Below are 25,470 nucleotides of genomic sequence, written 5' to 3'. Positions count from 1 at the left end.
TGGTTTTCTTGGTTGGTCGTCTGTTTCAGGCCCCTGCCAGCTTTTGCGCCAGCAGCCAGCCCGGCCCCGCCCCGGTGCCTGCCCCGGGCCAGACGGCCGCCCCGGTCAGGTGAAGGTTGCGGATGGGGGTCGACCCGTCGGTATGTCCACGGACGGGCCGGTAGATGAAATGCTGCGACAGATGGTGACTGCCGCAAATCTGATCGCCCCCGACAAGGTTCGGGTTGTCGGCTTCCAGCTCGGCCGGGCTGACGATGCGCTGGCCAAGGATATGGCCCCGCACGCCCGGCGCATAGCGGTCGAGGATGTCCAGCGCGCGCTCGGCCATCGGCCCGGCGGCCTCGGCCCAGTCGGTGGCGCCGATCTGCCCGGCCGCATCGCCAAGAATGGTGCCCGGCACCATGCGCACTTGCAGCCACAGCACATGCTTGCCATCCGGCGCGCGCGAGGGATCGACCACCGTGGCCTGCCCGACGACCAGCGCGGGTTCGTTCGGCAACAGCCCCGCCTGCGCCTGGCTGTAGGTGCGCGCCATCTGGTCCAGCGAGGGCGCCAGATGAACATAGGCAAAGCGGTGCAGATCGGTCCCGGCGGCCCAGGGCGGCAGCGCATCCATCGCCAGGTGAATCATCATCGTGCCCGGCGCATGGCGAAAGCCCTGCATCGCGCCGTCAAAGCCGGCATCGCCCGTCCCTCCGGTCAGCTGCATCAGCCCCTTGGGGGCCACGCCCGCGATCACCGCCTTGCGTGCGACCAGCTTGCGGCCGTCGGCCAGTTCCACCCCCGTTGCCGTGCCGCCGCTGTGCAGGATACGCGCAACCGGCGCGCTGCATTCCACAACACCGCCCCGCGCCTCGATCTCGGCCACCAGCGCCTCTGTCACGCGGCCCGCGCCGCCCTTGGCCAGCACCATACCAAAGGCCTGACCTGCCATCCCCTCCAGATAGGGAAAAAGCGCGCCACCCGCGACGTCCGGGGCATAATCGAGATGTAGCCCCCAAGCGCCGAGGGTGGCCCGCAGGTGGGGAGAGGCAAAGGTCTGTTCCAGCCAGGCGCGCGGCGAGGACAGCAGGAATTTGCCCAGATCCTGGGCACCCGACAAACCGCGCTCGCGCCAGATGCGCCAGAAAATTGATGCAAACGCACGCATCTTCATCGGAGAGCCAAGCAGCGCGAACAGGTGATTCGCATCCGCCGGAAACGCCGCAACCAGCTTGTCCCAGGTCGCCGCATCTGTCACGGAAAAGGCCGCGATCCGGGCGCGGGTCTGGGCCGGATCGGTCGAAATCCCCAGCCAGCGCCCATCGGGAAAGACCGAGGCAAAGGGATGCGTCGTCGGCGCCAGTTCCAGCCCCCGCGCCATCAAGGCCGGCCCATATGCCTTGAAAAATTGGCTTCCGGCGAACAGGGACATGTTCATGGCCGCCCAGTCATGGCGGAAACCCGGCAAGGTATATTCGCCCGAACGCACAGCGCCACCCGGCTGGGCGGCCTGTTCGAAAACGCCCACCTTCCAGCCCTTGGCCGACAGATGCAGCGCACAGGCCAGCGCATTGTGGCCTGCTCCGATCAGAATGGCATCGAACGTGGTGTCCATCGCGCTTCGATCCTTCAAGTTAGAAATATACTTGCAAACGCATTCATTTCTGTCCAGCATGATTTCACCGCATCCGACGGGGGCGATACCCCCGCCATTTCAGGGAGACACACGAATGACTTCTGCCGCCGTTTTGCAGAACCTTGGGGCCATGATCCTTTCTGGGGGCATCGAGGTGGTCGACTGCTCGGGCACGCTGGGGCCGGATACGCCGCTGCTGAAACTGCCCCCGGAGCTGGCCAAGGACACCCCGCCGATCAAGATCCACAAGATCAGCGAATACGACAAGGACGGCCCCTTCTGGGCGTGGAACTGGCTGGAGCTGGGCGAACATTCGGGCACCCACTTTGATGCGCCGCACCACTGGATCACCGGCAAGGACAATCCGGCCGGCTATACCGACACGCTGGACGTGCAGCGCCTGATCGCGCCGGTCAACGTGATGGACTTCAGCAAGGAAGCAGCAGAAAACAACGACTTCCTGCTGACCATCGACCATGTGAAGGCCTGGGAGGCCGCGCACGGCGAGATCAAGGCCGGCGAATGGGTCGTCATGCGGTCCGACTGGGACAAGCGCAACCATGACGAGGCGCTTTATCTGAACGCCGACGAGAACGGGCCGCACACCCCCGGGCCGACGGCCGAGGTCATCCAGTATCTGATCGAAAAGGGCATCGTGGGCTGGGGCACCCAATGCATCGGCACCGATGCCGGGCTTGCCGGCGGCATGACCCCGCCGTTCCCGGCCCATAACCTGCTGCATGCGAACGACCGCTTCGGCCTGGCCTCGCTGACCAACCTCGACAAGCTGCCGCCCAAGGGCGCGATCCTGATCGCAGCGCCCCTGAAGATCAAGGAAGGCACCGGCTCGCCGATCCGCGCGCTGGCTCTGGTTCCGAAGGCCTGACGCCATGGGGGCCGATCACGTCATCATCGGGTCGGGCATCAACGCCCTTGTCGCGGCGGCCCTGCTGTCGCGCAAGGGGCGCAAGGTGCTGGTGCTGGAACGCGAAGCCGTCGCAGGCGGCTGCCTGAGAACCGACTCTGCCACCCTGCCCGGCTTCACCCATGACGTGATGGCCACCACCTTCGTTCTGTTCATCACCTCTCCGGCCTATGCCGAACTTGCCGCCGATCTGGCGCGGCACGGGCTGGAGTTCTGCCATACCCCCCATCCGACCGCCGTGCTGCGGCCGGATGGCGAGGCGCTGGTCCTGACGACCGACCGCGCCGAAAACACCCGGGCTTTCAACGCTGTCCTGGCCGGCGAGGGCGACCAGCACGCCCGCGATGTCGGCACGCTGGAATCGGATGCGCCCTTCCTGTTCAGCCTGCTGGGCGGCAATCTGTGGTCGTGGAAAACCGCGAAGCTGCTGTTCGGCCAGGCGCGTCGGCGCGGGCTGTCCAGCCTTGCCGGCTGGTTCGGCACCGCCCTTGCCCCGGCGCGCGGCTGGCTGGAAATGAACTACCGCAGCCCGCTGGTGCAAGCCCTGTGGGCGCCCTGGGTGCTGCATTGCGGCCTGACGCCCGAAAGCGCCTATTCGGGCCAGATGGCCAAGGTCGTCGCCTTTGCCCTGGAGGCCGCTGGCGCGCCCATCGTCAAAGGCGGCTCGGCCGCTGCCGTCAACGCCTTTGTCAAGCTGATCGAGGCCAATGGCGGCGAGGTGCGCACCGGCGCCGATGTGGACCGCATCCTGGTCCGCGATGGCAAGGTGACGGGCGTGCGCCTTGCAGGCGGCGAAGAGATCGCGGCGAAATCCGTCCTGGCCTCGGTCGCGCCGGGGCAGCTGTATGGCCGGCTGCTGGAGGGCACCCCCTTGCCCGAAGACCGCGCCGCCACTGCCGCGTTCCGCCATGGCCGGGGCAATTTCCAGCTGCATTATGCGCTGGACGCCGTGCCCGAATGGGCCACCCCGGGGCTGGAAAAGGTCGCGCTGATCCACCTGTCCGACGGCATCGACGCGGTGTCGAAATCGGCAAACGAGGCCGAACGCGGCCTGTTCCCCGAAACCCCCACCATCTGCGTGGGCCAGCCGACGGCGCTGGACCCGACCCGTGCGCCCGCCGGCAAGGCCATTCTGTGGCTGCAAATCCCCGACGCCCCCCGTGTCATCAAGGGCGATGCCGCGCACGAATTGACCGGCCGCACCTGGGACGAGGCGACGCGCGAGGCCTTTGCCGACCGGATCGAGGAAATCCTTGCCCGTCACATCAAGGATCTCGACAAGATCAAGCTGGCCCGCCGCGCCTATAGCCCGGCCGATCTGGAAGCGATGAACATCAACCTGGTCGGCGGCGATCCCTATGGCGGGGCCTGTTCGATCGACCAGTTCTTCATCTGGCGCCCGTTTGCACACACCACAAAGGGCAGCGCGGTCAAGGGCCTGACGCATATCGGCGCCTCGACCCATCCCGGCCCGGGCCTCGGCGGTGGATCGGGCTATCTGGCCGCCAAGGGGCTGGGCGCATGAGCGATGATCTGACCCCTCATGGCCCGCCCCCGCGCCTTGGCGAGATCGGGCTGTCGAACTTTGCCCCCTATCTGATGAACCGGATCATGGCGCGCTACAACGCCAGCTTGCGCGAGGAACTGGTCGCGCAGGGGCTGACCACCGCCAAGATGCGCGCGCTGGCCTCGCTCTCGGTGCTGGATGCGCCGCTGATCCGCGAACTTTCCGTCTATACGGTGATCGAACAATCCACCCTGTCGCGCGCGCTGGATCAGCTGGACGCCGCAGGACTGGTGCGGCGCGAGCCCGACCCGTCCGACAACCGCGCCACCCGCGTGAGCATCACCGAGGCCGGCCGCGCCGCGCACGAGGCGCTGTGGCCGCAGATGTTCGACGCCTATGACCGCATGTTCCGGGGCATCCCGGAAACCGAACGGCGCGCCTTTGTGGGCACGCTGCAAAAGATACTTTCCAATATCCGCAAGAACGATATCTGACAGGGACCAGCAATGGCGGAACGCAGTTTCAAGGCCGAAGTCGAGCACCTCCGCAAAGGTGCCGGCGATACTTTCACCGGCGAGGGGATCCTTGCCATCACCAAGGCGCTGCTGGAAAACGGGGTCGGCTATGTCGGCGGCTATCAGGGGGCACCGATCAGCCACCTGATGGACGTTCTGGCCGATGCCGAGGAACTTCTGGGCGAACTGGGCGTGCGCTTTGAGGCGAACGCCAACGAGGCGGCGGCCGGCGCGATGCTGGCCGCATCGGTCCATTATCCGATCCGCGGCGCCATCACCTTCAAGGGGCCGGTCGGGGTGAACGTGGCGTCCGACGCGCTGGCGAACCTGGCCTCGGGTGGCGTCACCGGCGGCGCGCTGATCATCGTGGGCGAGGATTACGGCGAAGGCTCCTCGATCATGCAGGAACGCACCCACGCCTTTGCGATGAAATCGCAGATGTGGCTGCTGGACCCGCGCCCGAACCTGCCCAGCATCGTCAAGGCCGTGGGCGACGGGTTCGAGCTGTCCGAGGTGTCGAACACCCCCGTCATGCTGACCGTGCGCATTCGCGCCTGCCACGTCACCGGCAGCTTTGAAACCCGCGACAACAAGGCCCCCACCCTGACCGTGGCCGAGGCGCTGGCCAACCCGCGGTCCGACTTCAAGCGCGTGGTGCTGCCGCCGTTCTCCTTCGTGCACGAGCATGAAAAGATCGACCAGCGCTGGCCGGCCGCGGAAAAGTTCATCCGCGACAAGGGCCTGAACGAATTCTTCGGCCCGAAACAGGCCAAGATCGGCTTTGTGCTGCAAGGCGGGATGTACAACAACGTCATCCGCGCGCTGCAACGGCTGGGGCTGGCTGACATCTTCGGCAACACCGACATTCCGCTTTATGTGCTGAATGTCGCCTATCCGCTGGTCAAGGACGAGTTCCTGGAGTTCTGCGAGGGCAAGGACTCGATCCTTGTCATCGAGGAAGGCCAGCCCGAATTCATCGAACAGACGCTGACCACCTATCTTTACCGTGCCGGATCCAAGGTGCAGGTCGAAGGCAAGGGCATCCTGCCGATGGCCGGGGAATATACCGGCCAGGTTCTGCTGGACAGCATCACCGCCTATCTGAAAAAGGCCGCGCCTGACATGGTGCCCGCCATGGTCCGCGCCCCCAACGAAGAGGCGCCGAAGATCCCCGACCTGACCAAGGTCGTGCCGATCCGCCCGCCGGGGTTCTGCACCGGCTGCCCGGAGCGCCCGATCTTTGCCGCCATCAAGCTGGTGCAGAAGGAACTGGGCAAGCACCAGATCGCGGGCGATATCGGCTGTCACCTGTTCGGATCGCTTCCGCCGTTCGAGGTGGGCGGGCAGACCATGGGCTACGGCCTTGGCCCGGCCGGCAACGGCGCGTTCGAAGGCGGCGGCAAGAAACGGTCGATCGCCATGGTGGGCGATGGCGGCTTCTGGCACAACGGGCTGTCGTCCTCTTTCACCAACATGGCCTTCAACAAGGCCGATGCGGTGGCAGTGGTGGTCGACAACTACTATTCGGCGGCGACCGGCGGGCAGGACATCATGTCCTCGCGCGCCAAGAACCCGACCAAGGCCACCAACAACCCGATTTCCAAGGCGCTGGAAGGCATTGGCATCAAATGGGTGCGCCAGATCGACCGCACCTATGACGTGACCCACATGCGCAACGTGCTGCGCGAGGCGCTGACCACCCCGGAAAAGGGGCCCAAGGTCATCGTGGCCTCGTCGGAATGCATGCTGAACAAGCAGCGGCGCGAAAAGCCGCTGACCGCCAAGGCGATCAAGGAAGGCCGCCGGGTGGAAACCCCCCGCTTTGGCGTGGACGAAGACATCTGCACGGGCGATCACGCCTGCATGCGGCTGTCGGGCTGCCCGTCGCTGGGTCTCAAGGTGCTGGACGATCCGCTGCGCGACGATCCGGTGGCCAGCATCGACCAATCCTGCGTGGGCTGCGGCAACTGCGGCGAGGTGGCGGATGCCGCCGTGCTGTGCCCGTCGTTCTATGAGGCGCGGGTGGTCCACAACCCCAGCGCCATGGAAACCCGCATCGCCAAATGGCGCGATGGCATCATCGGCTGGCTGCAATCGCGCCGCGCCGCGCGCCGCCTGAACTTTGGAGAGGCCGCATGAACGCCCCCCTCGCACACAAGACGCCGGACACCCGGCTGCAAGGCATCATCAAGCTGGCCATCCTGGCCGTGGGCGGTCAGGGCGGCGGCGTTCTGACCAACTGGATCGAGGATCTGGCCCGCGCCAACGGCTATGCGGCACAGGCCACCTCGGTTGCCGGTGTCGCGCAGCGCACGGGCGCCACGGTCTATTACATCGAAATGGCCCCGGCCGAAGGCGGCACGCCGATCTTTTCGCTGATGCCCGCCGCCGGCGATGTCGACGTGATGATCGCCGCCGAGATGATGGAGGCCGGCCGGTCCATCCTGCGCGGCTTCGTCACGCCCGACCGCACCACGCTGATCGCCTCGACCCACCGCTCGCTGGCGGTCAGCGAAAAGATGGTGCCCGGCAACGGCATCGCCTCGGCCGAAGAGGTGATGGCGGCGGCCGAAATCGCCGCGCGCCGCTTCATCGCGGCGAATTTCGATCAGGTCGCGGTCAAGCAGGGCTCGGTGATCTCGGCCTCGATGTTCGGGGCGCTGGCGGCCTCGGGCGCGCTGCCTTTCCCGCGGTCGGCCTTTGAAGATGCGATCCGCGCAGGCGGCAAGGGGGTCGAGGCCAGCCTTCGCGCCTTCAACGCGGGCTTCGAGGCGGCCGTTGCCGGCGTTCAGGCCGAGGCCGCGCCGGCCCCGAAACCTGTTGCCAAGTCGACTGTTGCCGGCCCGGCCAGACTGCGCGCCGAATGGGACCGGCTGGCCGCCCGCGCGGCCGCCCTGCCCGGCCCCGTGGCCGAAATGGCGCTGCCCGGGCTGGAAAAGGTCGTGGATTTCCAGGATCTTGCCTATGGCGCGGAATATCTGGACCGGCTGGACAAGGTGGTGGCCCAGGACAAGGCGGAAAACGGCTGGGTGCTGGGGCGCGAGGCGGCAAAGTATATCGCCAATGCGCTGGCCTATGACGACATCATCCGCGTCGCCGACCGCAAGACCCGCGCCGCGCGCTTTGCCCGCATCAAGGGCGAGATGAAGGTCAAGGATGGCAACCTGCTGCACCTGACCGAATATTTCCACCCCCAGGCCGCTGAAATCAGCGGCATGATGCCCGCCGCCATGGGCGCGCGCTGGCAGGCCGATCCGGCCAGGATGGCCCGCCTGAACCGCTGGTTCGACAAGGGCCGCCGCCTGCGGTCGGACAGCCTGACGGCCTATGTCATGCTCTATGTCCTGGGCGGAATGAAGGGCTGGCGCCGCCGCACCCTGCGCCACCGGCAGGAACAGGACCATCTGCAAGCCTGGCTGGACACGGCCATGTCCTATCGCGCCGCGAACTACGACCTTGCGGTCGAGGTGCTGCGCTGCCGCCGGCTGGTGAAGGGCTATTCCGACACGCATACCCGCGGCTTGTCGAAATTCGATCGGGTGCTGGACGGGATCGCGCTGGTCGCGAACCGCTCGGACGCAGCCGACTGGGCCCGCCGCCTGCGCGAAGCCGCCCTCAAGGACGAAGAGGGTAAAGAGCTGGACGGCGCGATCCAGACGATCCGCAGCTTCGTCTGACCCCGGTCAGCACAATGAAACAGGGGCGCCGCAAGGCGCCCCCTTTTGCATCTTGCCCTCAACGGCCACACCATCGGGGACGGGACCGGGAAGGATGATCCCCTTCCATCGCCCCATCATCTTGCCCAAAATACCCCACGGGGAGGTCTGGAGGGGTGTGAAACCCCTCCAGTTCCGCAAGCGGGTCCTGGTGCTGTCAGCGAATGCCGGCCTTGGCCAGACGCGGCAGAACCTCGTCGGCGAAATAGGGGAATTCCTTGACGTAGTTGACAAAGGACAGCGTGGTCCCCGCCAGCCCGGCCTCGTGCAGCTTGATGATGCCGGCCGCGACCTGATCGGGCGTGCCGATCAGCGGGAAGCCGCCATGGCCCAGCGCCATGCCAAAGCGCATCTGCGCCAGCAGATCATGCGGGAAGGACAGCGCAAAGGCGAACTGCAGCTTGATCAGGTTGTCGGTCGCTTCCCAGTCGGCATTCTCGTCCACGACATAGTGGACGTAATCGCGGGCCTCTTTCTCGGTCGGGCGGCAGACGACGTGGCTGAAGGTCAGCACGTTGACATCGCGGCCCTTGGCGGCGGCCTGGCCCTTCAGCTCGGCGATCTCGGTCTTGGTGCGGGCCAGATCAATGGCCGGCGTGAACAGGAAGTTCGCGTTCGAGGTCGCGAAATCGCGCCCCTGCGGCGAGCCTGCGGCATTGATGATCGGCACATCGCCGCGCACCGGCGCCGGACGGCCCTTTTGCCCGCGGATGTTCTTGAAATAGGTGCCGTCCCAATCGAAATGCTCTTCCGATTTCCAGACCTTGCGGATCAGATCGAACCATTCCTGCGCATAGCCGTAGCGGGTTTCGTGGTCATCCGCGAAGGCAATGCCCATCGCGTCATATTCCGGCTTGTTCCAGCCCGCCACGATGTTCAGACCGGCACGGCCATGACCGATCTGGTCGATGGTGGCGATCTGCTTGGCGATCACGATCGGGTGGTTCGCGGTGGTGTGGATGGTGGCAAACACCGTCAGGTTCTTGGTGGATGCCAGCAGGCCCGCAGCCCAGGTCATCGTCTCGAGTACGCCGCCATGAAAGTCGGTCGGCCCGCCATACCCGATCCAGCGCGCGATGGGCAGCATGAAGTCGATCCCGGCTTCGTCCAGCATCTTGGCCAGCGTGACGTTGCTGTCCCAGCTGGCATCCCAGCGGTCGGGGATCTGGGTGGGCGTCATGCCCGACGAGCAGTTGGTCGAAAAGGTGCCCAGCTTGAAGCCGCCGGTGGTCATCCGGTTTACAGTCATCGCGAAGTTCCCTGTTGGAGGTTTAGTGGTATTTTATGATTGAAAGTCTATCGTAAAATCGCATTGCGTCAACAGGGACGTGCGGCCATTCTCAGCACAAGGGAAGGAAATCTGCATGTCCGACAAATCTTCGAAATCCCAACAGGATAAGGCTCGGTCGGGCGGCGATTTCAACTGGCACCTGGCCGAAGGCGGCGCCGATGCGGCAACCGCCGAGATGGAGTTCGCCATCATGCGCGCCTTCGAGGGATTCGGCCGCTGGCAGTCGGAATGCCTGGCGGCCGTCTGCGATCTGGCGGCGACAGGGCCGGAAAACGCCATGCTGCACATCATCCGCATGAACGAGCGGCCAAAGTCGATCAAGGAAATCGCCCGGCTAATGAACCGTGACGATGTGGCGAACATCCAGTATTCGCTGCGCAAGCTGATCGCGGCGGGCCTCGTCGAGCGCAAGGGCTCGGGCCGCAGCGGCGTGACCTATGAGGTGACGGACGAAGGCCGCCGCGTGACCGACGATTACAGCGACGTGCGCCGACGCATCCTGATTGCCGCCATCGAGGCGCAGCCCGGTCTGGCGGATCGGCTGGTCGAGGCGACACGCACGCTGATGCTGCTGACCGGGGTTTATGAAGACGTGGCCCGCGTCGCCGCCACGCGGCGACGCGGCTAGGTGTCAGATCGGCTGAAGCCGATGGAAACGCGCGCTTTCATAGACCAGCGCGGCACCTTCGCAGACCCGGACCCCGACGATCTGGCCGATGAACACGCTGTGCGAGCCGGCCTGCACCTGTTCGGTCACCTCGCAGCAGAAGGTGACAATGGCATCGGCCAGGATCGGCAGGCCGCGCGCATCGGTGCGCCAGTCGCCCGATGCGAACTTGGCCTCGCCGGTCACGCCCCCTGCCCCGGCAAAGCGCATCGCCGTGTCGCCGCCATCGCCAGCCAGCAGCGAGACATTGAACATCCCCGTTTCGGCCACCATCCCGCAGGTGCCCGTCGCCCTGTTGAGGCAGACAAGCAGGCTGGGCGGATCGGCGGTGACCGAACAGACGGCGGTGGCGGTGATCCCCCGCCGCTCTCCGCCGCCGGCAGTGGTGACGATTGTCACCGCGCCGGGGAACCGGGCCATGGCGGCCCGGAAGGTGGCAGCATCGACAGGAACCCCCATCTCAGGCCGCCTTGCGCAGATCGGCCAGATAGCTCGCCGCCGCGTCCGGGTCGGCGAACCACGGGAAGAAATCGCGCGGATCGTCAAAGGCATTGGCCATCCGGTGCGCCAGTTCGGGCACCGCGCAGGCGGTTCCCATGATCTCCAGAATGAACGGCGGCGGCGGTTGCAGCATCATGTTGGTCCAGCGCACGACCCATTGGGCATAGTCCCAGAACCGCTCGAACGTGGCGCGCATGAAGGCCTCGTCATAGGCGCGATCGCCATGATCGAGGATCGACTTCAGATAGACCGCTGCGGCCTTGGACGCATTGTTCGACCCCTGCCCGGTGATCGGATCGTTCAGGCAGACCGCATCGCCCAGCCCCAGCACCTTGCGCCCGGACGGGAGCGTGGCAACCGGATGGCGCACGGTGGGCGGGAAGCGCCCGGCCAGAATGCCGTTCGGGTCGGTCAGTTCCACATTCTTCGACCGCTCGTATTCCCAGGGCAGGAAGGTCTTGAGGATCCCCAGCGACTTTTCCAGATGCTGCTCGGGCGTCTTCACATCGGCCCAGCAATCCATCGGACCGCCGGGGATGCCTTCCAGAACCATGATCTCGCAAGGGCCGGTCGTGGTCAGCGAGGGAAAGACGAAATATTCGCCCACGCCGGGGATCAGGTTGAATTCCACCGCCGAATGCGGCTCGCGCGGGGTCATGCCCTTGACATAGGTCAGCGCCAGCGCGCGCTGCGGCTTGTCATAGGGGCTGCGGGTCGCGTCGCGGGTGAACAGCTGGCCGATCTCGCCCTTGCCGGATGCTACGATGACCAGATCATCCTCGCGCGCATAGGTTTCCAGCTCGGCAATGCCGGCATCCTTGATGACCAGCTGGCCGCCCAGCTTCTGGAATTCCTCCAGCCAGCGGGGCATCTTGACGCGCTGGTCCACGGCATAGGCCTTGTGGTCCAGCTTGCCGGTCCAGTCGATCAGCTTTTCGCCCGGCTTTTCGGGGTTCGGCACCATGAAGTTGATGCCTTCGACCGGCGGGCAGCTGTCTGACCAGAAATCGATGCCCAGATCGCGCTCGTTCTGCACCGAATTCGAGAACATGCACTGGCTGGACAGCACCTTGCCGGCCGTAATCTCGGCCCCGGTGCGGTTTTGCACGACCCGCACCTGATGGCCGGCCTTCAAAAGCCCGATGGCGACCATCAGGCCCGATTGCCCGCCGCCAACGATGGTGAATTTCCGCATGGTTATCTCCCTGTTATATCTTGATTATTCCATCAGCTTCGGAATCGCGGGCACCGCCTGTTCCGGCCCCATGGCGGTGTAGCCGCCATCGACGCGGATATCGGTGCCGGTGATGAAGCTGGCCTCGTCCGAACACAGGAACAGCACGGCCTGCGCGACTTCCTCGGGGTCGCCCACCCGGCCCAGCAGGTGAAAGGGCGCCGCCACCGCATCGGTTTTCGCCCGGTTGCCCCCGGTCAGCTGATCCATGATGTTCGACCAGGTCCAGCCGGGGGACACCGCGTTGACCCGGATCCCTTCGGGCGCCAGATCCATCGCCTGATTGCGCGTCAATTGCAGGATCGCCGCCTTGGACACCGGGTAAAGCCAGCGTCCGGTTTGCGCGACGCGGCTGGAAATCGAGCCGAAGTTGACGATGGCGCCCTTGTTGCGCGCAAGTTCCGCGCGCGCCGCCTGCATCAGCATGACCGAGCCGACGATGTTCACATCCAGCGCCTCGAGCCATTCCGCGCGGGTCGAGGCGACGCCATTGTCCAGATAGGTGCAGGCGACATTGACCAGAAAGTCGATGCGGCCCCATTTCGCCTGCGTCGCGGCCACCAGCGCGGCAATGTCGTCATCGCTGCGCACGTCGCAGCGCTGGAAGGCGACGCCCTCGGCCTCCATCGTGCGGCCGGCCTCTTCGTTGATGTCGGCGATCATCACCCGCACGCCCGCCTCGGCAAAGGCGCGCACCACCGCTTGCCCGATCTTGGTCGCGCCGCCTGGCACGATGGCCACCTTGCCTTGCAATCCCCGCATGTCCGGCTCCCTGTTTGTTTGAATTTCAAGCAGTCTTGGGCCGCAGCCCTTGCGCCGCTAGCCGGGGTCCGCAGCGATTATCCGAAAAACGAAAAAATCTGCCTGCCGTATCTTTGCAGACCGGCCATCCGTGTTACGCTGCTGTCACAACAGGGGAACCGGCCATGCTGACCACCACGGCGCCAAGGCCCTTGCAGGCCCACGCGCTGTTCCAGTCCACCGACCTTGACGAGGCACGCGAGCGTGTCGCGGCGGTGTTCTGCCCGCATCGGCTGGAGACGCTGGGCCGTGGGGCGCGGTTGAATGCCCGCCAGCATCATCTGCGGGGCGAGCGGCTGAGCCTGAACTACATCGAATATGGCGCCAAGGCCCTGATCGCACCCGGAGAGCTGGATCGGTTCTATCTGGTGCAGATCCCGCTGGCCGGGGGCGCGATGATCTCGAACGGCGGGGCGGCCTATTATTCCTCGCCCCGGCGGGCGGCGGTGCTGAACCCCCACCGTCCGACCACGATGATCTGGGACGAGGGCTGCGCGCAACTGCTGATCCAGATCGACCGCGAGGCGATGATGGATCATCTGTCGGCCCAGCTTGGCGCGCGGGCCGACCGGATGCTGACCTTTGATGGTCCGCTGGATCTGACCAGCGGCGCGGGGGCCGCGGTGCGGCGGCTGGCGCTGTATCTGGCGACCGAGGCCGATGCAGGCCGCGCCCCGCTGGGTCAGGGGCTGATGGCGCGGCAGGTGGAATCGGCGCTGATGTCGGGGCTGCTGGATTCGGGCGCGCATGACCACGCCGCCCATCTGGGGCGGGCGCGGTCAGCCCCCCGCCCGCGCCATCTGCGGCTGGCCGAAAGCTTCATCGAGGCCAATCTGCGCCGCCCGCTGACCATCGAGGAGGTGGCCGAGGCGGCAGGCATTTCGGCGCGCGCCTTGCAACTGGCGTTCCGTCAGTGGCGCGGCACGACGCCCCTTGGCTGGTGGCGCGACCGGCGCCTTGACGCCGCCCATGCCGATCTGATGGCGGGCAAGACAACCGTGACCGATACTGCCCTTGCCTGGGGCTTTGCCCATTTCGGGCGGTTTTCCGAAAGCTATCGGGCGCGGTTCGGCATTCCTCCGTCAGAAACCCTGCGCGCGGCGCGCGGAGGGTATCAGGACTGACGGCTAAAGGGCGCTGCGCCCCTGTGGGCCCGCTGGCAGCGGCATCAGCAGCAAAAGCGCGGTTCCCATCACCAGCCCGGCCAGGCCCGGCAACGGGCCATGCACCAGCGTGACCGCCCCCAGCATGGGAATGCCCGCAACGGTCAGACCGACACGGGCGGCAGTCGCAAGGCCGGCTGGCAGCCGCCGGCACGCCAGCGCGGCGGCCAGCCAGAGCATCATGGCGAACAAGGTCATCAGCATGGCTTGCCCTCGTCTTGCGGCCGCGCGATCACGCGGCCGATTGTGTTTCCCCCAACCGTTGCGGCAAGGCATTGGCCCATGCCGAAATCGTCCCTGCCCCAAGGCAGACCACCATGTCCCCCGGCCGCGCCTGTTCGCGCACCAGGCGGACCAGATCGGATTCGTCCAGAATGGCGCGGGCATGGCGGTGACCATGGGCGATCAGCCCCGCCACCAGATCATCCCGGCTGGTGCCCGGGATCGGATCCTCGCCTGCGGCATAGACCTCGGCGATGGCGACGACATCGGCCTCGTTGAAGCAGGTGCAGAAATCCTCGAACAGGCTGTGCAGGCGGGTGTAGCGGTGCGGCTGATGCACCGCGATCACCCGGCCCTTGGTCGCCTGACGGGCCGCGCGCAGCACGGCGGCGATTTCCACCGGATGGTGGCCATAATCGTCGATGATGGTGACGCCGTTCACCTCGCCCACCTTGGTAAAGCGGCGGTTGACCCCGGCGAAATTCGCCAGCGCTTCGCGGATGTCATCGCGGCTCATGCCAAGGTGACGGGCGACGGCAACGGCCGCCAGCGCGTTCGAGACGTTGTGATCCCCCGGCATCGGCAAGGTACAACCTTCAATTCTCGAACCTTCGCCCTCAGATTGCAGCAAAATGTCGAAGCTGGCTATACCATTTTCATAGGTCAGCCCCACGGCCCGCACATCGGCCTGCGCATTGAAGCCAAAGGTGACGACGCGGCGGTCGGTCACGCGCCCGACCAGCGATTGCACCTCGGGGTGATCGGTGCAGCAGACCGCAAGGCCATAGAACGGGATGTTCGACACGAAATCGGTGAACCCCTTGCGCAGCGCGTCAAAGCTGCCCCAGTGCTCCATATGCTCGGGGTCGATGTTGGTGACGATGGCGATGGTCGCGGGCAGGCGGTTGAAGCTGCCGTCCGACTCGTCCGCCTCGACGACCATCCATTCGCCGGCCCCCGCGCGGGCGTTCGATCCATAGGCGTGGATCACCCCGCCGTTGATGACCGTAGGATCAAGACCGCCCTTGTCCAAGAGCGTCGCCACCATCGTCGTGGTCGTCGTCTTGCCATGGGTGCCGGCAATCGCGATGTTGGATTTCAGCCGCATCAGTTCGGCGAGCATCTCGGCCCGGCGCACCACCGGCAGCTTGCGGCGCCGCGCCTCCTCCAGCTCGGGGTTGCCCTTCTTGATGGCCGAGGAAATCACCACCACCGCCGCATTGCCGATATTCTCGGCCGCCTGCCCTTCGAAGAAGGTGGCGCCCAGCCTGACCAGCCGATCGGTGATCTTGCTGGCCTTGGAGTCCGATCCTTGCACGGTATAGCCCAGCGTGATCAGCACCTCGGCAATCCCCGACATGCCGATGCCGCCGATCCCGACAAAATGGATAGGGCCAAGTTCGTGCGGCAGCTTGGTTGCGGGGCTCATCGTCAGGCTTTCGTTTTCGTGGCCAGCTCGCTGACCAGATGGACAAGGGCGTCAGTCGCATCGGGGCGGCTGGCACCAAGGGCATTGTTCGCCATGCGCAGCGCCGCCTGAGGGTCGGTCAGCACGGCGGCGATCTGTTCGGCAAGGGCCGCGGCGCTGGCCGCACTCTCGGGCATCAGGATGGCCGCTTGCGCCTCGACAAGGCCGCGGGCATTTGCCGTCTGGTGATCGCCGGTGGCTGCTGCAAAGGGGATCAGGATCGCAGGCCGCCCGATCACCGAAATATCGGCCACCGACGAGGCCCCGGACCGGGAGATCACCAGCTGCGCCTCGGACAGGCGGCGGGGAATGTCGGTGAAGAAGGGCTGCACCTCGGCGCGGATGCCTGCGGCGTCATAGGCGGCGATCACGCGGTCCAGATCCTCGGCACGGGCCTGATGGGCGACGCGCAGGTTGCGCTGCACGGCCTCGGGCAGGCGGGCGATGGCCTCGGGGACCACATCCGACAGGATGCGCGCGCCCTGGCTGCCACCAATGACCAGCAGGCTCATGGGGTAGTCACCGGGCGGGATATAGGCCGCGCCGGCGCGTTCCAGCACGGCAGCCCGCACCGGGTTTCCGGTATGGGTGCCGCTGACCCCTTGCGGCAGATCGGTCGGCCAGGTGCCGCAGGCCACCGCATCGACCCGCGGGGCGAACAGGCGGTTGACCTTGCCCAGAACGCCATTCTGTTCATGGATCATCCGCGGCAGGCGCAGCAGCGTGGCCGCCGTCAGCGCCGGGATCGACGGATAGCCGCCAAAGCCCACCACCACCGCCGGACGGTCGCGCAGCATGGACACCACCGCCCCCAGCGCGCCAGCCGCGATGCGCAGGGGAACCAGCGCCTTGGCCAGCACCCCGCCGCGGGCGAAGGTGGCCGAATTGACCTGCTCGATCGACACTTGCTGCGGAAAGCCACCCGCATAGCGCGCCCCGCGTGCATCGGTCGACAGCTTGACCCGCCAGCCGCGCGCCACCATCGCCTCGGCCAGCGCCTGGGCCGGGAACATGTGCCCGCCGGTCCCCCCGGCGGCGATCAGCAGCAGCGGCGCCGTCATCTCAGCGCCCCCGCCGCAGCAGGATGTTGCTGATCTCGCCTTGCGGGCGGTGGCGGGTCAGCGCGAACAGCGCCCCCACCGTCAGCCCGGCCGCCACCACCGACGAGCCGCCATAGGACACGAAGGGAAGCGTCATCCCCTTGGTCGGCAACAGCCGCACGGCCACCCCCATGTTGATCATCGCCTGAACCGAGAAGATGCAGGCAAGCCCTGCCCCGGCCAGCCGGATGAAGGGGTCGCGTTCCTTGGTCAGCCGCATCAGCGAGCGCACGACGATCGTGCCGTAAAGCAGGATGATCAGGCTGACCAGAACCAGCCCGTATTCCTCGGCCGCGACGGCGATGATGAAATCGGTATGCGCATCGGGCAGCTGCCATTTCACCTGCCCCTCGCCCACGCCCGTGCCGAAGAAGCCGCCGTTCTGAATGGCGGTCGTCGCATAGCCGATCTGGGTGCGCGGGTCGATCTCGGCCGACAGGAAGCCGTTGATCCGGCCGGCAAAGTGATCGGAACTGTTATAGGCCACCGCCCCGCCGACCACCACCAGCGAGGCGACGACCAGCAGGATGCGCATTGGCGCGCCCGACACGAAATAGACCACGCCCCAGCCGAACAGCACCAGCGAGGCCTGCCCGAAGTCGGGTTGCAGCACCAGAAGCGAGACGACCAGGATCAGCAGCCCGAACGACCAGGCCCGGCCAGGCGGCCCGTTGATGTCCTGCGCCGCGGCGATCAGCCAGGCCGAGACGATGATGAAGCCGGGCTTGAGGAATTCCGACGGCTGAACCGATCCGAACCCCAGCGAGAACCAGCGCACCGCGCCCTTGCCGTAGTTGGTGCCAAAGAACGGCAGCAACATCAGCCCGATGAAGGCGACCAGAAACAGCACGACCCCCATGCGCCGGATCTGGCGCGGATCCATCATCGACACACCTACCATGGTGACGACGGCCGCAAGCCCAAAGGCAAGCTGGCGCTGGACATAGTGGAACGAGTCGAGGTTGTTGCGCTCGGCCAGGGGGACGCTGGCCGCAAGGCCCAGCAGCAGCCCGATGGAAAACAATGCCAGCACCGCCGCCATCGACCATTTGTCGATCGTGCGCCACCAGCGCGGAAGAACCGGCTCGCCTGCCCGCAGGGGCAAGGTGCCGTGCACCATCTCCGTCATTGCCGACCGCCTGTCCTTGCTGGCCCCGCAACATGCGGGGCGCCCCAACTGCTCTGCCCGGTGTCCGGGTCTTGGCCACAAGGCTACCGTGAAGTCGCCGCATTTTCCAGCGCAAAGGCGGCGCATCGGCGGTCACGCGCGCGTGTGGTAAAAACTTGAACAAAAGGTTGAAATTTCTACCCGAGATCCCATATATCGGCGGCTGACCGTGGGTCCGCCGACAAGATGCTGTAAGGGGTTTATGCCTGCCATGCTCCCAGTGCATGACTGGCATTCCGAAACGGAAATACCGAATCGCCACTTAAACGTCATATTCGGCCTCACGTCTGCGGACGCAATACGCATAATCATAACGACGGAAGAACAAGGACGACGAAATGGCTGATTTCGTTGATGGAAGCGCCTTCAACTTCGAGCAGGGTCAACGCGCACGCAAGCTTTTTGCCGCCGTTGTGCTCGCCGCACTCGACGATGCAATCGCTGACGACAAGAAATACGGGAATGGCCCCGAACAGATCGCCCGCTGGGCCCGCTCGCGCGATGGGCGCGAGGTGCTGTCCTGCGCGGGGATCGACCCCAACGAGCGTGTGGTCAAGGGCCTGATGGAATTCGTGGCCAAGGGCATCCGCACCTCGGTTGCGCTGTCGCGCGAGGAATCCGAGCGCCGCGCTGCCATGGAAGCCGATCACGCGGAAGCCGCCTGACGCTTGACGCCTGCTGAAACGAAAACCGCGCCTGCGAACGGCGCGGTTTTCGTTTTGCGTGGCCGCGTTTTGCGTGGCCGACTGCCGCGCCTAGACCACCCCTCGGGCAGTCAGCGCGCGGCTGACCTCGGTGCGGATCATCTTGCGCAGATTGCGGGTCACACGCTCGCCGATCTCGCCTTGCAGCTCTTCGCGCAGCACGTCGCGGATCAGTTCACGCAAGGTCGCGGCATCCAGCGTGGCAAAGGCCTCTTCGCTGGCGGCGGGCAAGACTTCGTCTTCGCCAGTGGCCTCGACGGGTTCGGTCCAGGCAAAGCTTTCCTCGGGCTCGGGCGCGACGGCGGGCTGTGCCTCATCGTCCGAGCTGTCGATGAACGGCGCCTCGGCGAACGGCGCCTCGGCGGCCTCGGCCAGACGCGCCACGGCAACCGGCAGGTCCAGCGCCTCGCCTGCGTCCTCCTCGAAGGACTGGTCCTGCGCGTCGAGGATGGCCTCCAGCTCTGCCAGGCGGGCCACCAGCGCCTCGCGCCCGACGGGGCCGAGCGTCTCTGGCTCGGCCTGCGGCTCGGGGGCAACAGGCGCATCCACGCGCAGCGCCGGGGTCAGAACCAGCCGCGGCACAGCTGGGCGCACGGGGTCGGCCGCAGGTGCGCCGCGAAGATCCTCTGATACCAGACGGCGGATCGAGGATAACACGTCCTCGATCTCGACATTGCTCATGCGATCGCTCATGCCAGCCCTGCCCTAGCCGATTTTCCGAAGAGTCTAGACGCGAAAGCGCCCGGGCACAACCGACCGGGCGCTTTGTTCGGATTTCTGCCAGCTCAGTTGCGCTGATAGGTCTGCAAAATGCGATCCAGCCGCTTGCCCTGGGCCGAGGCCGCAGGCGCATTCTTCACCGCGTTGTAATAGGCGGTCACGTCATAGGTCGGAATGCCCAGCTTCAGATGCTCGACCGTCAGATAGCCCATCGCGGCCAGCAAGCCATAGGTGGCGATGTATTCGTTGGTCACGACCGTCAGCCGGCCGGCGCGCGCATCCAGAAGTTCCTGTTCGGCGTTCAGCAGATCCAGCGTGGTGCGGGCCCCCAGCTTGGTTTCCTCGCGCACACCGTCATAGGCGGCCTGAGCGGCAACGATCTGACGATCCGTCGCCTCGATCGAGGCACGGGCGACGCTGCGCTGTGCCCAGGCCTCGCCCACGGCCTGCTCGACCTCGGCAACCTTGTATTGCAGCGCTGCGCGCACGGAATCGCGCTGCGCCAAGGCCCGGCGATACCCCGCCGACAGCCCGCCGCCCTGATACAGACGCTGGGACAGCGACAGGGTGACCGTCCGGTCCATCTTGCCGGTGTCGGTATGGCTGACATCGGCGCTCAGCCCCAGGGACGGCCCCATGCGTGCCTTGGTCGCCTGCAAGGTGATCTCTGCGGCGGCCAGCTGATGTTGCAGCTGTTTGATGGCATAGTGCTGGCCACGGGCAATGGCCTTGGCTTCTTCGACCGACTTTGCCGTCACCGGCAGCCGCGGCGGATTGCTGAGCCGGCCAGGCTTCTGGCCGACGGCAAGTTCATAGGTTTCGCGCCCGACCAGCACATCGCCTTCGGCGGCGGCCAGTTCGGCCCGCGCCCCCGCCAGCCGGGCCTCGGCCAGCGCAACGTCCGTGCGGGTGATCTCGCCCAGTTCGAACCGGTCGCGCGCGGCTTCCAGCTCGCGCACCAGAACCCGAACGTTGCCCTGACGCAGAGCCACGACGTCTTCGTACATGCGCAGCAGCATGTAGGCCTGAACAGCGCGATAAAGCACATTGTGTTCGACGCCGATCAGCCCCTGCCGCGTGGCGAGAACCGTCTCTTTCGAGGCCGCAATGCCCAGCTTCCTTGCGCCGCCATCATACAGTGTCAGCGAGGCCGACAGCGCCGCCGTCAGGCTTTCACCGTTGCTGGCAGGACGCACCTCGCTGTTGACGTGGGTGCCGCGAATGATGAAATCCACAACCGGCCGAAGCGCGGCGACTGCCTGCGCTACATCCTCGTCTGCCGCGCGCAGCAACGCGCGGTTCTGTTCCAGCAAGCTGGAGTTCTTGTAGGCGGCAACAAGCGCATCGCCCAAGGTCTCCGCCTGCGCCGGGATCGCAGCGACAATGGCCACGGCCGCCCCCAGCATCATTTGCCTTGCCCTGCCCAACATTCTGCCCGTTCCCTTCTTCTTGCCCCTGCCCGAGGTCGTCTAGAGTGCGAACTCGCCTTTTCGTTCAAAGCCCGGCAACACCGGCGCCGCCGCGTTGAACGCGTCGCGCCAGACAATTCCGTCACCAAGTTTCGTGCCGATCCGGGCGGTGCCCAGAGCGCCTTCCATGAACAGGCAGCCGATGCGGCCCCCCTGTTTCAACTGAGCGGCCAGCGCATCGGGCAACACCTCGATGCCACCCTCGATGAAAATCACGTCATAAGGCGCGTGCTTGGCCGCGCCTGCAGCCAGCTCCCCCGCGATGACCGCAACATTGTCCACGCGCTGATCGCCAAGGGCCGCCTGCGCCTCGGCGGCCAGCCCCTCTTCCTCGACCGCGACGACGGCTTCGGCCATGCGCGCGATCACGGCGGCCGAATAGCCAAGCCCGGTGCCGATATTCAGCACCAGCTCGTCGCGCTGGATGTTCAGACCGTCCAGCAGCTTGGCCAGCGTCCGCGGCTCGACCATGGTGCGTGCGCCGCCAATGGCAAGGTTTTCGCCCACATAGGCCGCCTCGCGCCGGTCAGCGGGCACATAGGCCTCGCGCGGGACGGCGAGCATGGCGGCGATCACCGGATACTTGGTCACATCCGAGGGGCGGATCTGGTTGTCGACCATCATCACGCGGCGGGCGGCGAAATCCGACATTGGGGGCCTTCAGAAAAGGTTGATTACGTTCGTCTCTTGCCACAATCGGCGCGCCGGGGCAACCGCCGCGCCCAGAGGTTTCACAACTGTGGCTCTGCGGCGAATTCGCCAAGGCCCTGCGCGCCGAACAGCCGGGGGATATCCATCTTGGGGCAGCGGTCCTGCACCACCGTCATGCCGCGCGCCCGCGCAAGCGCCGCAGCCGCCGCGTTGGTGATGCCGACCTGCATCCAGACGGTGCGCAGATGCGGCAGATGGGCCAGCGCCGCCTCGACCACCGGGGGCACATGTTCCGACCGGCGGAAGATGTCGACCATGTCGACCTTCACCTCGGCCGGGATCTCGGCAAAGCTGGCAAGGATCTTCTGGCCCAGCACCTCCTTGCCGGCATGGGCGGCATTCACCGGAATGACCTGATAGCCGCGTTCGGCCAGAAAGCGGGCCACATAGTTGCTGGGTTTTGCTGGATCCGGCACGATCCCCTCGACCGCGATCACGCGGGTGGTCGAGAAGATGCGGCGCAGGGTTGCGTCGTCGGTTGTGTCGATCACGGGGCTCACCAAAAGAAAAAGGCGCCCGGGGAGGTTATCCGGGCGCCAGTGTCGGAACGAGGGACAGTGAGAAAGGTCACGGAGTTCCGGTTCCGCGTCCTCTCACAAAGATAATCATCGCAGGCGGCGATGTAAGGGATGTCGCGCATGTGTGATCAGCCCCCGCGCGTCGCCTCGTAAAGCGAAACGGCCGCAGCGTTCGAGACATTGAGCGAGCCAAAGCCGCCACCATAGGGAATGCGCACCAGGGCATCGCAGGTCTCGCGGGTCTTCTCGCGCAGGCCCGGCCCTTCGGCGCCCAGCACCAGCCCGATCGGGCGGCCATTTGCCTCGGCCACCCCTTTGGCCAGCGTGCGGTCCGCCTGCCCGTCCAGGCCCAGCAGCACATAGCCCATGTCGCGCAGCGCAACCATCGCCTCGGAGAGGTTCGTCACCCGCAGATAGGGCTGACGTTCTAGCGCGCCCGAGGCGGTCTTGGCCAGCGCGCCGGTTTCCGGCGCCGAATGATGGCGCGGCGCGATGACCGCGCGCGCGCCGAAGACCTCGGCCGAGCGCAGGATCGCGCCCACATTGTGCGGATCGGTCACCCGGTCCAGCAGCACGACCAGCGGCTTGCCTTCGCCGCCTGCCGCCACATCCTCAAGCCGGCCCCAGTCCAGCGGGCGCACTTCCAGCGCGGCGCCCTGATGAACCGAGTCGGGGTCGATGGGCGCCTGGAACTTGCGGGCATCCTGCATCTCGGGCTCAAGGCCGCTGGCCGCGATCGCCTCGGCCAGCTTGTCGGCGGCATTCTTGGTCACCAGCAGCCGCAGCTTGTCGCGCGCCGGGTTCATCAGCGCATCGCGCACCGCGTGCAGGCCGAAAAGCCACACCGTTTCCTGCGCGGCGGCGGCCTTGGCGCGTTCCTTGTCGATGACCCAGGCGGGTTTCTTCATGTGACTTCTCCTGATCGGCGGAATCATGCGCCGCCAGAGGGGCGGGCGCAAGGGGCACCAACTTATGCGAAGGAGCGCATTTTCCGCCCTTGACGCCCCCCGACACCTTGGGTATTCCCCCGCCAGCGTCGGGCGACGTGCTGCAAGGTGCGGCAGCGGACTGTAACTCCGCCGGGGAGACCCATGCCTGGTTCGATTCCAGGGTCGCCCACCACGAAATTCTTCAAGAATATCTGGTGGTTATGAAGGTCGGGCTGAAAAGCTCGGCCTTCTTGCGTTCTGGGCGCCTGAAATTTGCGATCCATTTTGCTACCCACAGGGCCTTGCCGGATAGACCAAAACCCGGCAGATTCGGCACATGTCCAAGGCTACGAAACCCCTGCTTCGCAACCGCGTTTACTGGCTTAAACGCCGTGTCCCGAAGCAGTTCGGGGACGTGGAGAAGCGGGAGTCCATCTGGATTTCGCTGCACACGGACTCGCTGACGCTTGCAGAAAAGAAGGCCGCAGCCGCGTGGCAAGCACAGATCGATGCCTGGCAAGCTCGCCAGGACGGCATGAGCGACGATGCAGAACGCAGATTCACTGCAGCAAAGCGGATCGCACAACGCCATGGGCTCGCATATCTGCCGCAAGACCAGGTGTTGGCCCTGCCGACTGATGATCTTCTTGCGCGCATCGAAGCGATTCCGGAAGTCGCGGGCCAGCCCGACCAGGTCGAGACCGCTGCGTTGCTCGGAAAGGTTCCGGAACCGAAAATCTCGGTGTCCCGAGCACTTGAGTTGTATTTCGAGATTGCCCGCGACAAGCGACTAGGCAAGTCGGATGCCCAGATGCGGAAGTGGGAAGCACCGATCCGACAAGCAAACCGCGACTTCGTTGAAGTTGTCGGGGACAAGGTACTCGAAGATCTTACCCGCGATGATGTGCGTGCGTTTCGGGATTGGTGGATCGAGAAAATCGAAGCTGACGATCTTTCGCCCAGCACCGCAAACAAAAACATGGACCACTTCGGCAAAGTTCTGAAGCTGGTCAACGAAGAAAAGCGCCTTGGGCTCACCCTGCCCCTTGGAGGCCTGCGCCTTGATGAGGGTGAAAAAGGAAAGCGACCCGCGTTCTCCGAAAAGTGGATTCGGGACAGGATACTGGCTCTGTTGCACAAATCTGGTGAGGGATTCATCTCGTGAATCCAAGGTGGTAGCTGCGGAGCATGAGCAGACCCACACCCCCCGCCTACAAGACCAGAAACTGGCCTGAGTATAACAAGGCGCTCAAGCGCCGTGGCGCGCTGACGATCTGGTTCGATCCTGCCATGACCTGGGAAGCCACGCCGACCGGAAAGCGCGGCGGCCAGCCCGCCTACAGCGATGCGGCGATCCAGACGTGCCTGACGATGAAGGTGCTGTTCGGGATGGCGCTCAGACAGACGGCCGGCTTCGTCGAAAGCCTGTTGCGGCTGATCGGTCTGGACTGGGCTGTGCCTGACTTCAGCACGCTGTCACGGCGCCAGAAGACCCTGAAGGTCAACATCCCCTACCGGGGATCGGATGGACCGCTGCACCTGCTGGTCGACAGCACCGGCATCAAGGTTGAGGGCGAAGGGGAGTGGAACGCCCGCAAGCACGGCGACTCCAAACGCCGGGTCTGGCGCAAGATCCACATCGGGATCGACGAGAAATCACTGGAAATCCGAGCCGCCGAGTTCACGACCAGCGACGTGGGCGACGCGCCCATGCTGCCCGAGCTGCTCGACCAGATCCCGCGCGACCAGGAGATCGCCAGCGTCACCGCCGACGGCGCCTTCGATACCCGCAAGTGCCATGATGCCATCGCCGCCCGTGGGGCCGTCGCCATCATTCCGCCCCGCAAGAATGCCAAGCCCTGGAAACCCGACACCGCCGGGGCTGTCGCACGCAACGAAATCCTGCGCACATCGAAGCGTGTCGGGCGGACAATCTGGCGACGATGGAGCGGCTATCACCGCCGAAGCCGGGCCGAGACCAAGATGCACTGCGTTAAGTTGCTGGGCCAGCGCCTGTCCGCACGCGAGTTCGATCGTCAGGTCGCCGAGTTCCAGGTCCGCGTCGCCGTGCTGAACGGCTTCACCGCCCTCGGCACGCCCATCACGGAAGTCACAGGATAAGTCTGTCCGGGGATGGGGAAGTTCCGACCACCAGCCGATTTGTGCAACAGAGCCATTCGCTCCGAGAAGTCCTTTTCACTGGATCTTGAACCGCCCCGGGTTTACCGGAGGGTGGTTTGTTCAATGACTAGGCGACCATATCGAGTGTGTTCAGGTTTGCATAGAACGCCTCCTCTGCTTCTGCGGGCGGGATGTATCCGATGGGTCCGAGCAGGCGACGGTTGTTATACCAATCGACCCACTTCAGGGTTTCCCATTCGACTTCGCGCATCGATTTCCAAGGGCCGATCTGGTTGATGACTTCGGTCTTGAACAGGCCAATCACGCATTCGGCCAGCGCATTGTCGTAGGCGTCACCGACGGTGCCTGCTGAAAGGTCGATTTCGGCTTCGGCCAGCCGTT

The 25,470-nt window shown here is 65.5% G+C and carries 25 protein-coding genes and 1 tRNA gene; 11 read left to right on the top strand and 15 right to left on the bottom strand.

Annotation, left to right across the window (positions count from 1 at the left end):
* Positions 1-25: 25 nt before the first annotated feature.
* Entirely contained in the window at positions 26-1,597 is a 1,572-nt protein-coding gene (locus G481_RS0103175) for a phytoene desaturase family protein (protein WP_028028718.1), read from the bottom strand.
* A 115-nt stretch (positions 1,598-1,712) separates the two neighbouring features.
* Here G481_RS0103175 and G481_RS0103170 point away from each other — a divergent pair, with 115 nt between their 5' ends.
* Genes G481_RS0103170 through G481_RS0103150 form a run of 5 tightly spaced genes read left to right on the top strand, consistent with a single transcriptional unit; the run spans position 1,713 to position 8,242 of the window.
* Entirely contained in the window at positions 1,713-2,504 is a 792-nt protein-coding gene (locus tag G481_RS0103170; RefSeq protein WP_028028717.1) for a cyclase family protein, read from the top strand.
* Positions 2,505-2,508: 4 nt separating this feature from the next.
* Positions 2,509-4,068 (top strand): phytoene desaturase family protein, encoded by a 1,560-nt coding sequence (locus tag G481_RS0103165; RefSeq protein WP_028028716.1) that lies wholly within the window; start codon positions 2,509-2,511, stop codon positions 4,066-4,068.
* Entirely contained in the window at positions 4,065-4,544 is a 480-nt protein-coding gene (locus G481_RS0103160) for a MarR family winged helix-turn-helix transcriptional regulator (RefSeq protein ID WP_028028715.1), read from the top strand. Before G481_RS0103165 ends, G481_RS0103160 begins: the two co-directional genes overlap by 4 nt.
* A 12-nt stretch (positions 4,545-4,556) precedes the next feature.
* Complete coding sequence (locus G481_RS0103155; protein ID WP_028028714.1) at positions 4,557-6,704, top strand: thiamine pyrophosphate-dependent enzyme; 2,148 nt, start codon at positions 4,557-4,559, stop codon at positions 6,702-6,704.
* On the top strand, positions 6,701-8,242 hold the full coding sequence (locus G481_RS0103150) for an indolepyruvate oxidoreductase subunit beta family protein (RefSeq protein ID WP_028028713.1): 1,542 nt from the start codon (positions 6,701-6,703) through the stop codon (positions 8,240-8,242). The genes G481_RS0103155 and G481_RS0103150 overlap by 4 nt, the downstream gene beginning before the upstream one ends.
* Before the next feature lie 196 nt (positions 8,243-8,438).
* Here the strand turns inward: G481_RS0103150 and G481_RS0103145 are convergent, their stop codons facing one another.
* Complete coding sequence (locus G481_RS0103145; RefSeq protein WP_028028712.1) at positions 8,439-9,530, bottom strand: LLM class flavin-dependent oxidoreductase; 1,092 nt, start codon at positions 9,528-9,530, stop codon at positions 8,439-8,441.
* A gap of 115 nt (positions 9,531-9,645) precedes the next feature.
* On the opposite strand from G481_RS0103145, the gene G481_RS0103140 reads away from it, so the two are divergent.
* Positions 9,646-10,200, top strand: coding sequence for a winged helix DNA-binding protein (locus G481_RS0103140; protein ID WP_028028711.1), 555 nt, complete (start codon positions 9,646-9,648; stop codon positions 10,198-10,200).
* Positions 10,201-10,203: 3 nt separating this feature from the next.
* Here G481_RS0103140 and G481_RS22700 read toward each other — a convergent pair whose 3' ends face one another.
* The 3 genes from G481_RS22700 to G481_RS0103125 are packed head-to-tail and all read right to left on the bottom strand — an operon-like array spanning position 10,204 to position 12,736.
* Positions 10,204-10,698, bottom strand: coding sequence for a flavin reductase family protein (locus tag G481_RS22700; protein ID WP_035025018.1), 495 nt, complete (start codon positions 10,696-10,698; stop codon positions 10,204-10,206).
* A 1-nt stretch (position 10,699) separates the two neighbouring features.
* Positions 10,700-11,935, bottom strand: coding sequence for a styrene monooxygenase/indole monooxygenase family protein (locus G481_RS0103130; protein WP_028028710.1), 1,236 nt, complete (start codon positions 11,933-11,935; stop codon positions 10,700-10,702).
* A gap of 24 nt (positions 11,936-11,959) precedes the next feature.
* Positions 11,960-12,736, bottom strand: coding sequence for an SDR family oxidoreductase (locus tag G481_RS0103125; RefSeq protein WP_028028709.1), 777 nt, complete (start codon positions 12,734-12,736; stop codon positions 11,960-11,962).
* A 164-nt stretch (positions 12,737-12,900) separates the two neighbouring features.
* Here G481_RS0103125 and G481_RS0103120 point away from each other — a divergent pair, with 164 nt between their 5' ends.
* Positions 12,901-13,899 carry an AraC family transcriptional regulator gene (locus G481_RS0103120; RefSeq protein WP_028028708.1) on the top strand — a complete coding sequence of 333 codons (999 nt, stop codon included), beginning with the start codon at positions 12,901-12,903 and terminating at the stop codon, positions 13,897-13,899.
* Positions 13,900-13,902: 3 nt separating this feature from the next.
* Here the strand turns inward: G481_RS0103120 and G481_RS22695 are convergent, their stop codons facing one another.
* From G481_RS22695 to G481_RS0103100, 4 genes are read right to left on the bottom strand one after another with little or no spacing between them, the layout of a single operon-like run.
* Positions 13,903-14,142 carry a hypothetical protein gene (locus G481_RS22695; RefSeq protein WP_035025016.1) on the bottom strand — a complete coding sequence of 80 codons (240 nt, stop codon included), beginning with the start codon at positions 14,140-14,142 and terminating at the stop codon, positions 13,903-13,905.
* A gap of 28 nt (positions 14,143-14,170) precedes the next feature.
* Positions 14,171-15,589, bottom strand: a complete 1,419-nt coding sequence (murC, locus tag G481_RS0103110) for a UDP-N-acetylmuramate--L-alanine ligase (protein WP_028028707.1) — start codon at positions 15,587-15,589, stop codon at positions 14,171-14,173.
* A 2-nt stretch (positions 15,590-15,591) separates the two neighbouring features.
* Positions 15,592-16,689, bottom strand: a complete 1,098-nt coding sequence (locus G481_RS0103105) for a UDP-N-acetylglucosamine--N-acetylmuramyl-(pentapeptide) pyrophosphoryl-undecaprenol N-acetylglucosamine transferase (protein ID WP_028028706.1) — start codon at positions 16,687-16,689, stop codon at positions 15,592-15,594.
* A 1-nt stretch (position 16,690) separates the two neighbouring features.
* A complete protein-coding gene (locus G481_RS0103100) occupies positions 16,691-17,857 on the bottom strand; it encodes a peptidoglycan glycosyltransferase FtsW (protein WP_028028705.1) in 1,167 nt (388 codons plus the stop codon).
* 377 nt (positions 17,858-18,234) lie between these two features.
* Here G481_RS0103100 and G481_RS0103095 point away from each other — a divergent pair, with 377 nt between their 5' ends.
* Positions 18,235-18,561, top strand: coding sequence for a DUF6280 family protein (locus G481_RS0103095; protein WP_028028704.1), 327 nt, complete (start codon positions 18,235-18,237; stop codon positions 18,559-18,561).
* Between the two features lie 90 nt (positions 18,562-18,651).
* On the opposite strand, the gene G481_RS0103090 is transcribed toward G481_RS0103095, so the two are convergent.
* The 5 genes from G481_RS0103090 to rlmB all read right to left on the bottom strand — a co-directional run bounded on the left by G481_RS0103090 (position 18,652) and on the right by rlmB (position 22,926).
* Positions 18,652-19,293 carry a hypothetical protein gene (locus G481_RS0103090; protein ID WP_154664515.1) on the bottom strand — a complete coding sequence of 214 codons (642 nt, stop codon included), beginning with the start codon at positions 19,291-19,293 and terminating at the stop codon, positions 18,652-18,654.
* A 92-nt stretch (positions 19,294-19,385) separates the two neighbouring features.
* On the bottom strand, positions 19,386-20,711 hold the full coding sequence (locus tag G481_RS0103085) for a TolC family outer membrane protein (RefSeq protein WP_342666555.1): 1,326 nt from the start codon (positions 20,709-20,711) through the stop codon (positions 19,386-19,388).
* A 78-nt stretch (positions 20,712-20,789) separates the two neighbouring features.
* Positions 20,790-21,440 (bottom strand): protein-L-isoaspartate O-methyltransferase family protein, encoded by a 651-nt coding sequence (locus G481_RS0103080; RefSeq protein WP_028028701.1) that lies wholly within the window; start codon positions 21,438-21,440, stop codon positions 20,790-20,792.
* A gap of 80 nt (positions 21,441-21,520) precedes the next feature.
* A complete protein-coding gene (locus tag G481_RS0103075; protein WP_028028700.1) occupies positions 21,521-21,991 on the bottom strand; it encodes a CoA-binding protein in 471 nt (156 codons plus the stop codon).
* A 155-nt stretch (positions 21,992-22,146) separates the two neighbouring features.
* Positions 22,147-22,926 (bottom strand): 23S rRNA (guanosine(2251)-2'-O)-methyltransferase RlmB, encoded by a 780-nt coding sequence (gene rlmB / locus G481_RS0103070; protein WP_154664514.1) that lies wholly within the window; start codon positions 22,924-22,926, stop codon positions 22,147-22,149.
* Positions 22,927-23,056: 130 nt separating this feature from the next.
* Between rlmB and G481_RS0103065 the strand changes: the two genes are divergently transcribed.
* From G481_RS0103065 to G481_RS0103055, 3 genes are all read left to right on the top strand, one after another.
* A tRNA-Tyr gene (locus G481_RS0103065) sits at positions 23,057-23,140 on the top strand.
* A gap of 144 nt (positions 23,141-23,284) precedes the next feature.
* Positions 23,285-24,112 (top strand): DUF6538 domain-containing protein, encoded by an 828-nt coding sequence (locus tag G481_RS22690; protein WP_051294274.1) that lies wholly within the window; start codon positions 23,285-23,287, stop codon positions 24,110-24,112.
* 23 nt (positions 24,113-24,135) lie between these two features.
* On the top strand, positions 24,136-25,068 hold the full coding sequence (locus tag G481_RS0103055) for an IS5 family transposase (protein WP_028028698.1): 933 nt from the start codon (positions 24,136-24,138) through the stop codon (positions 25,066-25,068).
* Positions 25,069-25,195: 127 nt separating this feature from the next.
* On the opposite strand, the gene G481_RS0103050 is transcribed toward G481_RS0103055, so the two are convergent.
* On the bottom strand, positions 25,196-25,470 hold a 275-nt coding region (locus G481_RS0103050; protein WP_028028697.1), incomplete at its 5' end, for an integrase core domain-containing protein.

It is taken from the genome of Gemmobacter nectariphilus DSM 15620 (assembly GCF_000429765.1).
Lineage (GTDB): Bacteria > Pseudomonadota > Alphaproteobacteria > Rhodobacterales > Rhodobacteraceae > Wagnerdoeblera > Wagnerdoeblera nectariphila.
This window is presented reverse-complemented; position numbering and strand designations above follow the sequence as displayed.